At 55.2% G+C, this 15056-nt stretch carries 15 protein-coding genes; 11 read left to right on the top strand and 4 right to left on the bottom strand.

Annotation, left to right across the window (positions count from 1 at the left end; all coding sequences use genetic code 11):
- Position 1 precedes the first annotated feature (1 nt).
- The 3 genes from HGP12_RS27575 to HGP12_RS27565 all read right to left on the bottom strand — a co-directional run bounded on the left by HGP12_RS27575 (position 2) and on the right by HGP12_RS27565 (position 3906).
- A complete protein-coding gene (locus tag HGP12_RS27575) occupies positions 2–1015 on the bottom strand; it encodes an HlyD family secretion protein (RefSeq protein ID WP_168879839.1) in 1014 nt (337 codons plus the stop codon).
- Positions 1016–1123: 108 nt separating this feature from the next.
- The gene (locus HGP12_RS34700; protein WP_168879838.1) at positions 1124–2179 is read right to left on the bottom strand and encodes an alpha/beta hydrolase family protein; all 1056 of its coding nucleotides are present in this window, start codon (positions 2177–2179) and stop codon (positions 1124–1126) included.
- Positions 2180–3030: 851 nt separating this feature from the next.
- On the bottom strand, positions 3031–3906 hold the full coding sequence (locus tag HGP12_RS27565) for a LysR family transcriptional regulator (protein ID WP_168879837.1): 876 nt from the start codon (positions 3904–3906) through the stop codon (positions 3031–3033).
- Between the two features lie 135 nt (positions 3907–4041).
- Between HGP12_RS27565 and HGP12_RS27560 the strand changes: the two genes are divergently transcribed.
- The 11 genes from HGP12_RS27560 to HGP12_RS27525 all read left to right on the top strand — a co-directional run bounded on the left by HGP12_RS27560 (position 4042) and on the right by HGP12_RS27525 (position 13660).
- Positions 4042–4617 (top strand): isochorismatase family protein, encoded by a 576-nt coding sequence (locus HGP12_RS27560; protein ID WP_168879883.1) that lies wholly within the window; start codon positions 4042–4044, stop codon positions 4615–4617.
- 103 nt (positions 4618–4720) lie between these two features.
- Positions 4721–5776 carry an alkene reductase gene (locus HGP12_RS27555; RefSeq protein WP_168879836.1) on the top strand — a complete coding sequence of 352 codons (1056 nt, stop codon included), beginning with the start codon at positions 4721–4723 and terminating at the stop codon, positions 5774–5776.
- Positions 5777–5832: 56 nt separating this feature from the next.
- Positions 5833–6591: a pirin family protein gene (locus tag HGP12_RS27550; protein WP_168879835.1), complete on the top strand. Its 759-nt coding sequence runs from the start codon at positions 5833–5835 to the stop codon at positions 6589–6591.
- Between the two features lie 449 nt (positions 6592–7040).
- Positions 7041–7298 carry a hypothetical protein gene (locus tag HGP12_RS33860; RefSeq protein ID WP_205926673.1) on the top strand — a complete coding sequence of 86 codons (258 nt, stop codon included), beginning with the start codon at positions 7041–7043 and terminating at the stop codon, positions 7296–7298.
- 133 nt (positions 7299–7431) lie between these two features.
- A complete protein-coding gene (locus HGP12_RS33855) occupies positions 7432–8193 on the top strand; it encodes a hypothetical protein (RefSeq protein ID WP_205926672.1) in 762 nt (253 codons plus the stop codon).
- Positions 8194–8371: 178 nt separating this feature from the next.
- A complete protein-coding gene (locus HGP12_RS34920; RefSeq protein WP_409527234.1) occupies positions 8372–8503 on the top strand; it encodes a hypothetical protein in 132 nt (43 codons plus the stop codon).
- Positions 8504–8557: 54 nt separating this feature from the next.
- Positions 8558–9175 carry an HlyD family secretion protein gene (locus HGP12_RS34915; RefSeq protein WP_409527233.1) on the top strand — a complete coding sequence of 206 codons (618 nt, stop codon included), beginning with the start codon at positions 8558–8560 and terminating at the stop codon, positions 9173–9175.
- Positions 9139–9420, top strand: coding sequence for an HlyD family secretion protein (locus HGP12_RS34910; RefSeq protein ID WP_205926671.1), 282 nt, complete (start codon positions 9139–9141; stop codon positions 9418–9420). The genes HGP12_RS34915 and HGP12_RS34910 overlap by 37 nt, the downstream gene beginning before the upstream one ends.
- Positions 9421–9664: 244 nt before the next feature.
- Positions 9665–10399 (top strand): helix-turn-helix transcriptional regulator, encoded by a 735-nt coding sequence (locus HGP12_RS27535; protein ID WP_168879834.1) that lies wholly within the window; start codon positions 9665–9667, stop codon positions 10397–10399.
- Positions 10400–10720: 321 nt separating this feature from the next.
- Positions 10721–12655, top strand: a complete 1935-nt coding sequence (locus HGP12_RS27530) for a methyl-accepting chemotaxis protein (protein WP_168879833.1) — start codon at positions 10721–10723, stop codon at positions 12653–12655.
- Between the two features lie 171 nt (positions 12656–12826).
- Positions 12827–13660, top strand: a complete 834-nt coding sequence (locus tag HGP12_RS27525) for an EAL domain-containing protein (protein ID WP_168879832.1) — start codon at positions 12827–12829, stop codon at positions 13658–13660.
- A gap of 101 nt (positions 13661–13761) precedes the next feature.
- Here HGP12_RS27525 and HGP12_RS27520 read toward each other — a convergent pair whose 3' ends face one another.
- Positions 13762–14931 carry an ROK family transcriptional regulator gene (locus tag HGP12_RS27520; RefSeq protein ID WP_168879831.1) on the bottom strand — a complete coding sequence of 390 codons (1170 nt, stop codon included), beginning with the start codon at positions 14929–14931 and terminating at the stop codon, positions 13762–13764.
- Positions 14932–15056: the final 125 nt, after the last annotated feature.

Genomic DNA, 15056 nt, shown 5'->3' with positions numbered 1-15056 from the left:
GTCAATTGCCTGCGTCAGCGGGATCCCCAGGCAATCGCACCTGCAGGAATTCCGGCCATTCAGGTGGGTTGGGATCCAACCGGACGTAACCGACACCCCTGGCGCCGGTCTTCACATGTTCGATATGTCGCGACACGAGACTAGGAGGAATGCGCAATTTGGCGCGAAACATGAGTTTGTCTCGTTCGCTGCGGGTCTCTACCTGCTTTGGAGTAAACTGTGCGTCAGGTGAAACAAACGTCACCTTTGCAGGCAGGGCGAAGGGGGCGCCGTCGAGCACGATGCGTGCCTGAGAGCCGGTGGAGACACGGATCGCCTGCTCGGATGGAAGGTAAATTTCCATATAGATCTCCGAAAGATTGACGATCGTCAGGACTTTTCCGCCGGCGCCAACAACTTCGCCCGGGTTTGCCAGACGATAAAGGACTCGGCCGTCGACGGGCGCCCGCAGAGTCGCATCTGCGATCTGCGCATCGATCTGATCGACCAGTGCCTTGGCGGCATCGATCGACCGCTCTTTGGCAACTACAACCTGCCCGGCCGCCTCCAGAATGGCTCGAGCACTATCACGCTCGCTTTGCGCTTCGTCCTGTGCCTGACGGCTAATGGCATCTTTATCGGCAAGAGAATTAGCACGTTGCAGGTTGCTTTCCTTGAACCTCAATTCCGCTTTCCGTTGAATAAGAGTGGCCTGGGCTTCCAGCCGCGACGCGTCTGCTGTTGTCCAATCCGCGACATATTTTGCCCGTTGTGCCTCAAGCTCGGTCACGTCCATTTTGGCGAGAACCTGACCGGTGTTGACGAGATCACCTTCTTGCACCAGGACATCTTGCACACGACCTGAGGATTTCGCCGAGATATCGATCTGATCAGACTCGATACGTCCATTGCCCGACAGCAGCCCAGCAGGGATCTTCCCCGACTGACTTTGCCGCCAATACCAAGTCACTGAGCCAACGCCCACCGCGATGATTAAGATAATAAGAACCGTCTTTAATCGGGTGCTGATCTTCATCTCTTTTATCGCTTTACGATGACTGTCTCGGGTAAGGTGGCAGCCGACGACGCACTACAAGCCTTGCCCGCCCGTGCGACAACTCACTCTGGTGATCCGCAATGGCCGCTATTTCAGGCGTTCCGTCAACCAGTCTGCCATCAGGCGGCCGGCACGCGATCCGTAACCGGCAGCGCAATGCCACGCTCCTGGGTAAGAAACGAAAGTCTTGTCCTTCGAAGCTGCCTCATCGTAGATGCGTTTGGCGCTGAACACGTTGAAAATCGGGTCGGCCTGGCCATGAACGACCAGAAGCGGGCACTCGATTTGCTCTGCGAGACCCTGAAGTGTCATCTTTGGAAAGATCAAATCCATTTCCTCATCGTTGACACCGCTTAAAACCGCAAATTTATGCCGATACTCTTGCGCATAGTTGACTATTTCCTGCGGTGCATAGGAGCCCCCCAAAGCGATGCAGGCATCGATACGTTTGTCGGTCGCCGCAGCCCGGGCGACATAATAGCCGCCGGTACTGCCACCAGTAATTGCGATCTTGCCAAAGCGCCCATCCTCCTTGACGAAATCGACCATTTTCGAATAGGCCTTTTCGAGCTCGACCTCGAGAAAACCGTTGTTGAAAAATCGCGTCGTGCCTTGACCGGGCCCGTCGATGATCAACACTGCCCTGCCGTTGGCCAGATGGCTGTCCACGCCATGAATTGCCTGGTCCTTGAATGCGGTCGCTCCGGCGATTGAAATGACGATCGGATTTTCCGGCTCGAGGGATTTCGGTAGAGCGAGCCAGCCATCCATGACATAGTCCTTGTAGGGAATACTCACTTCCTGCCAAGCTGGAGTGCCGAGTCTGGCATATTGCTTGTTGCACTGGTTCATCTTGCGATAGAGAGCCAGTTTCTCGTCTGTAACATCGGTCAAGCCATACTGCGCAAGGCCATACATCGCTCCCGCCGCCCAGAAGAAATATCGCGCTGTCGCCCCGTTGCCCAATACGAGTTGTTCTTCTGCATATTGCAGGTCGGCATCGGCCAACTCCTGGCAAAGAAACACCCAATCCTCATTCTGCTCGCGCTTGAGAAGTCTGACTAGATCATCGCTGTCTACGCTCCCATATAGCCGCTCATTAACCTGAGCGTGTGGTCTCTTGCGTTCTCCGATGGAATCCACGATCAATCCCCATTGGTTGAATTATCTACATTTTTTGCAACACGGATGCCTATAATGGCGAGCCCTCGCACTCACCGACGCGCGCCCTGGTACGCGCAATTATGCGACAGGACTGGGTTTCATTCTTCGTGCCCAAACCAAACAGCATTCGCTAGCACCCAAGGGCAGCACCATGGATTTGCCGAAAACTGACGTAAAGCACGATAAAGTGAATTCACTGCTCCATTTTTGCAGCAGCGTTCGGCATGATCGCTAAAAGATGAACAGTGCGACGGCCTATCGGTCAGTGAGGTATTGATTTTGTCTCTTCCGAGGTGTTGAGCTGCGGAATATCTATCTCGGCTCGAAGACTGTGGGGCTTATACGAACGTAGGCGTAAGCTTCCATATGGATAGACTAAGACTGAAGCCTGCCTTTCTCTCTGTTTCTCGCGGAATCGACTTTGAAAAATGGTTCCAAAATCTTTTCGTGAAGCGCGGTTGTGGATCGCCGAAGCAACAGATGCGTGCGATGAGGTCGGTATTGGGTCCTATGGCGTCGTCCAACTCTTCCACGAACCGGTCCATGACTGTGTTCGAAATGGCTCAAGGTATTGGATTTCCGCAAAGGCCGCATGGCCCAGACCGTGGTGAACGGCAACAGGGACGACATGCACGTTAGCCGGTGCGGCTTGGCGGATGCGGATGCAAAGTTCGGTGTATTGCTCCGTGAGTTCGGTGAGTGCATCGTCCCGCAGCATCCTGCCCTGCGGGTGTATATCGTGACATTTCGCATCGGCGCTCACCGCGCTTTTTAGCCAGTTCCGCGGCAAACGAGGGCATAGGTCGAGAACGGTATGCACGATCGCGGGGCTACCGCCATCTTTCTTTCAGGAAGTCTACGAAGCGCTGAGTTTTTGCCGGCAATAACCTTGTTTCGGTGATGGCATTTATGGCAATAGGCGTCGCTTCCCAATCAGACAGAATTCTTTGGAGGCTGCCTTCGGCAACATCCGTTTCGGCAACGCGCTCAGCAAGCACTGCTATGCCTAAGCCGAGCTTACAGAGGCGCTGAACCATTCCGACATTGTTCATCAGGAAACGCCCTTGCACCTTTGCGTCAACGGTTTCCTTCTGGCTTTGAAGTTTCCAGACATCTGCTTCTATCGTTCGAAGTCGCAGACACTGGTGATTGATGAGCTCACCTGGATGCGAAGGCTCGCCCGCCTTTGCCAGATATGCCGGTGAGGCGTAAAGCATGCGCGGAAGACGAAAGAGAAGCCGGGTAATAAGATTCGAGTCTGGTGACTCCCCCATGCGTAGCGCTACGTCGAACGGCTCCCCGACAAGATCGACCCTGCGCGGGGATAGATCGAAATCGAATGTAATGCCGGGATAAAGATTGGCAAACTCGGCGATCAATGGTGCGAGGAAGAATTGTCCGAAATCGACAGGCAGGGCAACTCGTAAGAGACCAGTGGGCTGCGCCAGCATCTCTCCGAGTTGTTCATGGGCCAGTCTCGCTTCCTGCACGATGCGCTTGCAGCGCTCGTAGTAGATCTCTCCTGCTTCCGTAAGCTCAATCCTTCGGGTGGTGCGATGCAGCAAGCGAAGCCCGATTGCGCTTTCCAACACTGAAATGCGCCTCGACAGGGTGGAGTTCGGCATTCCTAGAATTTCCGCAGCGCCCCTGAAACTGCGCGCTTTGGCAACCTCCACGAATAAAGCCATATCATCCAGCGAGGTCATTCGTATTGCTCCATAAATGGTATATTGAGTTCCACCTTCGCCGATTTATCTCAAAAAAGAATGCGTCTATCAAGGTGATCATTCAACGAGCGGGTTCACCCACCTCAAACCGCTCTGTATCCAAGGAGAAGCATGATGAATTATGTAAGATTGAAAGCTGAAGATGCTGCAGTTCTCCTAATCGACCACCAGGTCGGCACGATGGGCTGGGTCGGCTCCACCACCTTCGACGAAATGAAGAAGAACGCAATTATCCTGGCAAAGGCCGCCAAGATCCTCAACATGCCGACCGTGCTCACATCCAGCATGGAAGACGCTCCCCAGGGACCGCTTCTCAGCGAACTGGAGGAAATCCTGCCTACTGAGTTCGCCGCCCGCATTAAGCGTGCCGGCATCGTGAATGCGATGGACGATGAAGCGTTCGCCGCAGCAGTGAAGACGACAGGTCGCAAGAAGCTGATCGTTGCCGGGGTTACCAATGATGTGTGCACGGTTTACCCGGCCCTGACGCTGATCAACATGGGCTACGAAGTGCAGGTCGTCGCTGATGCCGGCGGATCGCCGACGAAGATGGCAGACGACATTGCCTTGCGCCGTATGGAGAAGGCGGGCGTCACATTGACTAGCACCAATCAGTTGATTGCTGAGCTCGCTGGGACCTGGAGCACGCCAGAAGGCGGCCAACTCGCCCAGGCTTTGATGTTGGGCTGACCCGCCGCGTCCTGGCCGCGCCGCTCTGCCGCGCCCAGGACAATATGGCTCCTCTCACAAGCCCGTATGTGAGCCCATTATCCAGACTTTAGAGGTTTGAAACATGACAGACATTTGGCAGCCTATAGACTTGGGTTCTATCCAACTGGCCAACCGCTTGGCGATGGCGCCTATGACCCGCAGCCGTGCCAAGCCAGACGGTACGCCAAGCGAACTTGCGGCAGAGTATTACGCCCAGCGCGCAACGGTCGGACTTTTGATCAGTGAAGGGACGCAGCCGTCCGATGACGGGCAGGGGTACCTCGCTACGCCAGGAATTTACAACGATGCTCATGTCGCCGGCTGGCGCGCAGTGACTTCGGCTGTGAGGGCGCAGGGAGGTCATCTCTTTATCCAACTGATGCATGTCGGGCGCGTGTCACATCCCGACAACACGCCTCACCACAGGCAGCCTGTTGCTCCGTCAGCTATTGCGCCCGGCGCTCAGATGTTCACGGTGAAGGGCATGCTCGACATTCCCGAGCCTAGGGCTCTTACAACCGAAGAGATCCAGGCGACAGTTCAAGATTTCCGCCAGGCGGCACGTTGTGCAATCAACGCCGGCGCAGATGGGGTAGAAATTCACGGTGCCAACGGTTACCTGGTCCACCAGTTCATTGCTCCAAGTGCGAATAGCAGAGGTGATGCATATGGTGGTTCGATCCAAAATCGTGCCCGCTTCGCCATTGAGGTTGCCGCCGCGATCGCGGAAGAAATCGGACCCGAGCGAACAGCCATTCGGTTGTCGCCAGGTGTGCCCATGAATGGCATCGATGAGGGACCGGAAGGTCCTGATCTGTACCGTTATCTCGTCGAAGAGCTGGACAAATTGAATCTTGCATACCTTCACCTCCTGCATGTCGGAAACGAGCAGTTGTTGGCTGACATTCGTAGGCGCTGGAGAAACGTGCTGATTGTCAATCGACCAGGGCGGTCGCGCGATCTTGTCGGTTCTGACATCCAGGCTGGTACGGCTGATATGGAGGCTTACGGCCAATTTGTGTTGGCCAATCCTGATTTCATCGCCCGTATCAAGGCTGACGCTCCATTGAATGAGGGCGATCGCAACACATACTATGCCGGCGGTGCCCAGGGCTACGTCGATTACCCAACCCTCTAAGGAGGCTGGCGCCGGTGCGGCTGAAGCCCACCGGCGCAACCTTGAAGGAGATGATCATGAGCCAACCTGTCAAACTCGACCGTTCGATGAAACGAAGGCACGGATCCGGTGGCTTCGGCATCGAAATCCTGTGGCCAGGACTTGTTGACCGGGAAAACGGCGACAGCGGCATCGGTGCAATCGGCCGGATCGATCACGCGCAAGTTCTTCCTGGCACGGTCGTGTCCATGCATCCGCACAAGGATGACGAGATTCTCACTTATCTTCGTGGTGGAAGGGTCCTTCATCTGGACACTGTCGGACGTTCGGAACAACTTTCCAATACGCGACTAATGCTGATGAATGCCGGCCATACGTTTCAGCATGAGGAGCAGGTTCAGGTCGATGGCGGCGCTCTGCAAGGGCTGCAGATCTTCGTGCGCCCACGCGAGGCCGATCTGGAGCCGATGGTACAGTTCCATGACTTCGCGATCGCCTACAGCGAGAACGACTGGCGACTGATTGCCGGCCCCGAGAATGCGCCGCTTATCTTCCGTGCCGAGGCTTGGATCCACGACATGCGACTCGATCCGGGAATGGCTGCTGAGCTCCCATCTGCTCCCGAGGGCGATATCCAGCGGCTAATCTACGTCTTTTCCGGAAAGGCATCTGTGGGCGACATCGGGCTTAGCACCGGTGAAAGTCTACTCGTCGCAGCTGACGAACTGACAATCGTTGCGGATCAACAGACGGACCTGGTTCTGTTTACCACCAATCGCGCGGCCCCAACCTTCAAAGCAGGGATGTTCAGCGGCAATGTTCTTGACCGTAGGTAGCGGTAATGGCCTCCAGTTTGATCGTGAAGTCTCTGACACCGGCACCCAGTCCAGGCATGTCATCTGAACGGCTATTTTCTGGCTACGTCTAAATGAGCCTACGTCTAAATGAGCCATTGGTGGGCGAAGATCCTCAGTCTTGTTTTTTTGCGCAATTAGCCGTCAACTTTGAAAGTTAATATGAGCCAAGCCAAACCCGTGCAAGACGTCGGACCGACGAGCCCGCTTCCCAGCCAGTATCTGACGCTCGTCTTGCGATAGGTTTGCTCGGGGTGTTGTTGGCGGCAATGATTGCCGGGCTCATGGGCCGCGTGCCCGCCCCTGTTCTGGCTGATGTGCAAGGCGCACTCGGTGTCGGAGAAGACGAGGGTTCACGGCTGACGACGGCATACTCCGCCGGCGAGCTCGCGGCGATGCCATTTGCAACCTGATTTGCGACGACGTTTTCCATGCGGCGCTTCCATCTGACGATGCTGACCTGCGCACTGGCGATCAGTTCCGTTATCCCGTTTATTCAAGATCTGAGCTTGTTGCTTGGTTTGCGGCTGGTGCGAGGTATGGTGGCCGGAGCGCTGATCCCTGTGCTCATGATGGCGTGCGCTACGCTTCCTGCCAGCTTCAATCAAGCTTTACGCCCTCGCGCTCTTCGCATTGACGGCAACCTGCTCACCAAACATTGCGTTATGGCTGGCAGCGTTCTGCGTTGATCGTCGCGACGATTGGAAGTGGGTCTATTGGAATGTCGTGCCTCCTGGCATTCTCGCGGGTATCCCTGTCGCGTGGGGAATTCCGAAATCCCCACCCATTCTCTCCCGACTGGAACAGGGAAACTGGCTAGGCATGGCACTGGGCGTACCTGGCCTTGCTCTGCTAATCGTCGGCGTCGATCAAGGCGTTCTACTTGAGTGGCTCCAATCGCAAGTGATTTTTTCTGCTCTGCTCGTCGGCGGGATATTTACGGTTTTATATCTGTTCAGCGAATGGCTCCACCCCGCTCCCTTCATAAACCTCCTCGAGCGCAGAAACATATGGTTGAGTTTCCTGGTCTTCGTCTTTTTGCTGGTGACGCTGTCCACCGGAGTCACTTTGCCTGCCAATGTCCTGTCAGGCCTGCAGGGCTTTCGGACGGAGCAAAGCGCCCCTCTCGGTCTGATCGTGGGTTTGCCACAACTGGTCCTTGGCCCGCTGGTTGCCTTCCTGCTCTATCAGAGGTGGGTTGATGCCCGCCATGCGTTTGCAGCAGGATTGCTTTGCATTTCTATGGCCCGCTGGCTCGCGTCCGAGATCACCGATGGATGGATGGTACAGCAGTTCTTGCCAGTTGAGGTGTTACATGCGATTGGCCAACCCATGGCGATCATCTCGCTCTTATTTTTGGCGACAAGTGTGGTGCAGCCGACGGAAGGACCATTTGTTGCCGGTCTGGTTAACATCCTTCGCGTGTTCAGTGCCACTCTCAGCAGCGCGTTTATCGGACAGATGACCGCTCGGCGGAGCAAATTTCGCTCCGAAATGCTGCTTGATTACGCCGGAATTCGGCTTGGCCGGCTACCGACAGTGGACGCTTTGTCAAACACCTTGGCTGACACTGTTACCCAATAGGCGAGTGTCCTCGCTGCGGCAGATATTTATCGCATTTTTGGCACTCTGGCGATGCTGCTGATACCGCTCGTCCTTTGCCTTCAACGCATCCCAGCACCGGAAATCGCTGTAATAACCCCGCCTGGGCCGACCGATGATAGAGCCATCCGATTGACTCCAAACCTGAAATGACGCCCTCGTGAACCTTGTCACCTCCTTCCGCGTTTCGATCGGTATTCTTGCGCTGGCTGGACTGGTTGCCGGATACTACTTTCTCAACCAGTCCGAAGCAGAAGCTTTCGAACAAAGCACGACGGATGCCTACATTTAGGCTGACTTTACGGTAATCGTACCACAGGTAGCGGGCATCATTACACGTGTCGCTGTGTCCGATAATCAGCCAGTAGAGGCAGGCACTCTCGTTGCGGAGGTCGACGACCGAAGTCTGCGTATTGGCGTCGACAATGCGGAGGCCCAAATTGCTGGTGCCGAAGCCAATCTCGATAGCCTGAGGGCCCAGATCATCCGCCAGCAAAGCGCTATTGAGCAGGCGCGCGCAGTGGTCGCAGCGTCGGAAGCGAATGTCAAATTCGCTGAAATCGACCGTGACCGTACAGCCAATCTTGCTGCCGCCGGTTCGGTTCGCTCTCGAGAAGAAGCGCAGGCACAATGGGACACGCAACGTGCTGCCCTCCAACGAGATACTGCTGGTCTGCATTCCGCGGAGCAGCAGACGGGCATCCTGAACGCTGATCTCGAAAGTGGCAGGTCGGATTTGCTCAAGGCGCAGGCAGGGAAAGCGAGTGCGGAGTTGAACCTCTCCTATGCTCGTCTATCAGCGCCAGTCTCTGGTGTGGTCGCCCAACTGAGGGCTCGCGTCGGGGGCTTTGCCAGTATCGGGGACCCCTCGTTAACTCTGGTACCTTTAGATGCGCTATATGTCGATGCAACTTTCGCGAAACGCAATTGGCGAGGGTCGCTGTTGGCCAGCCCGTCAAGTTGATTGTCGATTCACTTCCGGGGGTCGTATTGGCCGGACGCGTCGCAAGCCTTGGTCCAGCTAGCGGAGTGAGTTTTTCGACAGTTGCACCCCACAATGCAGCAGGTAACTTTACCAAGATCGCCCAGCGACTGCCGGTGCGCATCCACCTCGATCCCGGTCAAAAAGACACGGCGAGATTACGTGTCGGCATGTCGGTCCAACCAACTATCGATGTGAGCTCCGTCGTATCGGACCCTCGATCCTAGTAAGGCCGTGATCTTGTTCAATCGGACTGGTGTGACGGGCAATGACCGACACCACTTTTGGCATCGCGATCACCAGGCCCCGTTTGAGCAAGATCGGACTTCTTAGCTCGCGGGATTTAGATCTTGCCTCGATACCGACTTCCGCAGAGCGCACTGGCGAACTATATAGAGGGACATGGGAGGCGTGCATTCTGGACTGAACAGAACAGACGGTCAGGGATCCGCCGAATTCGGCGGGAGAAATATGACAGTCAGCGAGCTTCCTTTCTACGACCCTCACAGGTTAGACCGCTACGGTGACCTGCGCTCATTGCCCCGTTTGCGACATTTTGGAAAAAACGATGTGATCGAAAGATTTCGTCGAAGCGTTCCATTTGACTATCTTGCGGTTCTGGGGCTCGACTTCGACCGGTACCGTGTCGGACAGGAATTATGTTTGGATACAAACCTCCCACCCGCTTACATGGAAGCCTATGAAGCGGATCGACTATACGAAACCGACCCGTTTTTTAGGGCCCTGAAAACGTCGAAGACCGTGGTGATCGAACACGACGTTTACGCCCTTAGTCCTCCCCCCGCGCGCCTGCTGTACCTTCACGAGACTTTTCGTGTTTTCAACCGCACGGCCTTTCCGCAAATCCGTGATGATGTGGTCTACAGTGCCGTGGGTTTCACCCGTGTTTCACCATTCGATCGTGAAGAACTACATTTTTTGGAGTTGATAGCGCCCACCGTCCACAAGATCGTCACCAAGCCGATCGTCGAAAAATTCGCTGCAGCCCACTTGAAGCTCACTCACGGAGAAATCGAGTGTCTGAGGTGTGCGAGCCTCGGGCATACAAGCGGACAGGTGGCAGAGCAAACGGGATATCAGGTCGATACCGTCAACACCTATATTATCTCTGCGACCAGGAAACTCGGCGCGACAAACCGCACCCATGCGGTGGCCGAGGCAATACGTCGCGGTATCCTGCGATGAGACCATATGTATGGGCGGTTAGCGCCCTCCTGCTCAAATAAGGTTGGAATTCGCAACCGATTGAAAGCCATTTGATAACCGTGTGACGATCTGATCCCTCAGAGCATGACGACACTTTGTTGAGCGCTTATTAATAAGATTGAAACTTATCCATCCGATAAATCGCATTGCAGGTTATCGGGCTGCCATGACGGTAAAAGCCACGCTGTGATTTCCATTATTAAGTAAAGATCTCTATGCCGCCCGGCTAAGGCCGTAAGCGCGCCCGTATTCGAACGGGCGCGCAGGAAAAATTTGCGTGAACATTCATTGAGAGGTGAGATGTCTTTTCTTCGGAATGCAAGCATTCGCGCAAAAATTCTAGCGCTTATAGTCCCGCTCTGCCTGGTTGGATTCTCAGCCTCCGCTCTGATCTCTGTAGAATACAAGTCGGCGGATAGGCGCTATTCCCATTTTGTGACCCATGACAACGCCTCGAATGGCGAAGTTTTGCGTGCTTCCGTTTCATTTCTCGCGGTATCGAACGCCGTCTATAAAATCATGATTTTTGACGTGAAATCGCCCCGTCAATCCCTGCTGCGCGACGCCTACAAGCAAAACACTGACCTCACTTTTGCGCGATTGTCCGAGGCGGAGATACTGATGCCTGAATATGCTCGTGATTTGCAGAATTTCACGGACAAGGCCAAGACGATCGTCGCGCAGACGGATACGATTATTTCCCTGCGCGACAATGATGAAACAACTGAGGCCATGGCACGTCTTAACGACGTCGAGCCGCGCTTTATCGCATGGCGGGATGATATTCGAAAGTGGACAGACGGCAATGCAAAAGCCATCGTCGCTGAAAGCGATGCTCTTTCCCGCCGCACTAATTCAACGATTGTGACGACATTGTCGGCAATCGCTGTGATGTTCTTGTTTGGCATCGGACTTTCGCTGCTTGTCGCTATCAAAGGAATTACGACTCCCATCTCCCGTTTACGCGAGCGTATGCTGGCGGTTGCTTCCGGAGAAACGAGTGAAGCGATCGACGGAACGGGACGCCGCGATGAAGTCGGGCAAATGGCGAAGGCCGTTGAGGTATTTCGTCAAAATGCGATCGAACGTGTCCGTCTCGAACAGGAAACAAACGCCAACCGGCAAGCCTCGGAACAGGACCGCGTCTCTCGCGCGAAACAGAAAGCGGAAGAAGCGGCAGATATCCAGTTTGCGGTCGACAATCTTGCCGCGGGTCTTTCAAAACTGTCTGCCGGTGATGTGACCTATAGGATCACTCACTCTTTCGTCTCAGCGCTCGATAGCGTACGAAATGACTTCAATGTTTCAGCAGAAAAGTTGCAGCACGCTCTGACCAGCGTCGCCAATACCGCACACGGCATTGAAGCGGGAGCGAATGAAATCAAGTCCGCCGCTGACGATCTTGCGAAAAGAACCGAGCAGCAGGCGGCAGCTGTAGAAGAGACTGCGGCGGCATTGGAGCAGATCACCACGGCTGTGGGTGATGCAAGTCGGCGCGCTCAGGAAGCTGGTGAGCTGGTTCTTCGGACCAAGGCTGGAGCAGAGGGGTCCGGTGATGTCGTGCGCCGCGCAGTTGTTGCCATGCAGGAAATCGAAAAGTCTGCCAAAGAAGTGTCCAACATCATCGGCGTCATCGACGAGATTGCCTTTCAGACAAATCTTCTGGCTCTGAACGCCGGTGTGGAAGCAGCGCGTGCCGGCGATGCCGGGAAGGGGTTTGCAGTTGTCGCGCAAGAGGTTCGTGAGCTGGCACAGCGATCGGCAATTGCAGCAAAAGAAATCAAGGCCCTGATCACTACATCCAACCTACAAGTCGGCGAGGGTGTCGAGTTCGTGGGAAGCACGGGAAAGGCATTGCAAACCATCGTTTCCGAAGTCCAGGAAATCAACCGGCATGTGAGCGCCATCGTCGAGTCTGCTCAGGAACAGTCGTCCGGGCTGCAACAGATAAACAGTGCCGTCAATCAGATGGACCAGGACACGCAAAAAAATGCGGCGATGGTTGAGGAGTCGACGGCGGCAAGCCACCATCTTTCAAGGGAAGTTTCCTCGCTTAATTTGTTGCTTTCACAGTTTATTTTGGCTGAGGAAGCGCCTTCCCGCGCGCCGGCCCCAGCGATGACCAGTGGCCAAAGTAGAGCTCAATTGCTCAGAGCGTCGAACAGAAGGTCGGGTTCATCCTTCTCCGCGAATACTGCACTCGCCATTTCGAATGACGACTGGGAGGAGTTTTAAGGCGGACTTTGGATATCTTTGGACATTCCGCCGAGATTCACGCCTGACCATAGGCCCCGCAGCTCGTGTTAGGACGCGCAGCGCGTCGGATGCGGCGATAGCGCGGCAGCACCTGTCAGGCATTGGTGACTGTACGATGTTTGACTCTCGATATTCATATTTGGAGAAACCATGAGCCACAATGCGGTCAATGTCGGCCGATACGAGATCTCGACTTCCAGCGGCACTCGTCTGAAGAAGCTTGTTCGGGTTGCACTTGACGAGGGACATATTTGGCCGGCGTTTCAGCCGATTGTCGATTTGCAAAGCGGGGCAATCACAAGCTTTGAAATTCTGGCGAGATGGGGGAGTGCCGATACCGCGATCAGTCCGGCAGTATTCATTCCCGTCTTGGAAATCAACGGCGCGATCGACGTTCTGCTAGAGGGGCTCGTCGAAGTGGCGTGCAGAACAGCCGCGAGGTGGCCAGGCGGCTTTTCTCTTGCGTTTAACGTCTCGCCAATTCAGCTAAACTGCGAACATTCTGCCGAGCGGATCCTGACTACAGCGCGATCTTCGGGCTTCCCCACCTCCCGCTTGGAGATGGAGATCACCGAAACGTCCATGATCCTGAATTCCGCAGCGGCCGTGGCGAACCTGAAGGTCATGGAGCGCGCCGGGATTACAATCTCGATCGATGACTTTGGGTCAGGTTATTCAAATCCGGAGCGACTCAAATTACACCGGTTTCACAACCTCAAGATCGATCGCTGCTTTATTGCCGGAGTAGACAAGATCGCCGCTCAGCGCCGGACCGTTGAGGCCATGATTGGATTGGGGCATGCTTTGTGTATGAAAGTGCTAGGGGAGGGAGTCGAAACGAAGGGCGAAGCAAGGACGCTGCGAGAGATGGGCTGCGATCTTGGGCAGGGGTGGCTTTTTGGAAAGCCGACTAACGCAGCATCGGCCGAGGATCTTGTGCTCGCATGCGAGGCATCAAGACGCGTTTGTGCGATCCCCGCCTAACAAAACGGGCCTCGGCCGGGTACGGAAGCTCATCCCTATCAACACCCCATGTGCAGATATGACGAGACATAACGGTGCGGGTCCAATTCTCCGCTGTTGGGTCAAGCCCACGCCAATGTTCGCGGTGAAGCCGCCTGCGTGCCCGAGACGCTTTCGAAATCGAAGAAACTTTGTATGGCGAGTGCCGCCGCCCCTCGTGACCAGATATCATTTGTTTGATCGATTACGATGTCGGGCATCTTTCCGGGAACGAAACGGATGAGTGCACTCTTCAGCGCGTCGGGCAGCGCAGAGCCCAACTGCATAACCTCTCCTCCGAGGACGACGATTTCAGGGTCAAGAAGGTTGATCATTTCTGCAACGCGCGGAGCAATGAGATTTCCACGCTGTTCGAGCAAAGCGATGGCGTCCGTGTCGAGGAGATTGACTGCCTCCTCTAAGGTGTTCCCTGGCCGATTTGTCTGTGCGCAGAAAGCCTTCCAGTCTGCCTGCATCGCGGGGAGGGAGAAGATCTCATCCCAGGTGCGCGTGCCATCGATTCGATTGATGCCGATTTCTCCTGCTGAAAAACGGCCTCCCCGCCAGATCTGCCCATTGACCATGATCGCCGCGCCGACCCCCGTTCCCAGTATCAAGGCCAGCGAGGAGCGGTAATGGCGGCTAACGCCAAACAGGTTTTGGGCGATTGCATAAGCGTTGACGTCGTTGTCGACCCATACAGGTTTATCTGCGGCCACAGCAAGATGCCTTGCAACCTCCACATCTCGCCAACCCAAGCGAGGCGAGGCGATACAAACTCCCCGCTGGACGTCAATGATGCCGGGCATGGCGACACCTATTCCGAGCAACTTTTCCCCCCTTAGAAACGGATCTGGAATTAGCTCGGAAATTGCGGTCGACATCGCCCGTGTCACGACCTCGATCGATGTATCGTCTATTTCAACGGTGCTAAAGCCGATCGGACTTGTGGAGAGATCTGTCATCGTGGCATCGATACGATCATGCATCAGCTTGATGCCAATCGATACCCTGAACCCGTAATTGATCGACACTGGCACTGGCTTTCGGCCACCGCTGCTTTCGCCGGCTTCGCCCTCGACGACAAAGCCCTCTTCGATCAATTCGCCGACAACGCCTGACATTGCGGCAGGACTCAAACTTGTTCGCCCCACGAGTTCCATCCGCGTCAGCTGGCCGGCACGACGTAGACAATCCAGCACAAGCCTGCGGTTGATGAGGCGCGTGGTACTTTGGTCCCCCTTAATTCGCATTCTCCACCTTCCGTCACTGATTGATCGGCTGTCTAACACCATTAGCTGTCACGTCGCAAACTATGAAGCCCGTGGTCAAGATACTTCATACAGTGAATGAAGTATCTTGACCACGGGCCCGCTAA

It is taken from the genome of Rhizobium sp. P28RR-XV (assembly GCF_012641385.1).
Taxonomy (GTDB): domain Bacteria; phylum Pseudomonadota; class Alphaproteobacteria; order Rhizobiales; family Rhizobiaceae; genus Rhizobium.
The sequence above is the reverse complement of the archived record's forward strand: the minus strand, read 5'-3'. Positions and strand labels throughout refer to the sequence as shown.

Bases quoted from the DNA above. Each gene is read 5' to 3' on its own strand.
- HGP12_RS27575 (WP_168879839.1), bottom strand. From the start codon at position 1,015: ATGAAGATCAGCACCCGATTAAAGACGGTTCTTATTATCTTAATCATC.
- HGP12_RS27565 (WP_168879837.1), bottom strand. From the start codon at position 3,906: ATGACCTCGCTGGATGATATGGCTTTATTCGTGGAGGTTGCCAAAGCG.
- HGP12_RS27560 (WP_168879883.1), top strand. From the start codon at position 4,042: ATGAATTATGTAAGATTGAAAGCTGAAGATGCTGCAGTTCTCCTAATC.
- HGP12_RS27555 (WP_168879836.1), top strand. From the start codon at position 4,721: ATGACAGACATTTGGCAGCCTATAGACTTGGGTTCTATCCAACTGGCC.
- HGP12_RS27550 (WP_168879835.1), top strand. From the start codon at position 5,833: ATGAGCCAACCTGTCAAACTCGACCGTTCGATGAAACGAAGGCACGGA.
- HGP12_RS33860 (WP_205926673.1), top strand. From the start codon at position 7,041: ATGCGGCGCTTCCATCTGACGATGCTGACCTGCGCACTGGCGATCAGT.
- HGP12_RS33855 (WP_205926672.1), top strand. From the start codon at position 7,432: ATGGCACTGGGCGTACCTGGCCTTGCTCTGCTAATCGTCGGCGTCGAT.
- HGP12_RS27535 (WP_168879834.1), top strand. From the start codon at position 9,665: ATGACAGTCAGCGAGCTTCCTTTCTACGACCCTCACAGGTTAGACCGC.
- HGP12_RS27530 (WP_168879833.1), top strand. From the start codon at position 10,721: ATGTCTTTTCTTCGGAATGCAAGCATTCGCGCAAAAATTCTAGCGCTT.
- HGP12_RS27525 (WP_168879832.1), top strand. From the start codon at position 12,827: ATGAGCCACAATGCGGTCAATGTCGGCCGATACGAGATCTCGACTTCC.
- HGP12_RS27520 (WP_168879831.1), bottom strand. From the start codon at position 14,931: ATGCGAATTAAGGGGGACCAAAGTACCACGCGCCTCATCAACCGCAGG.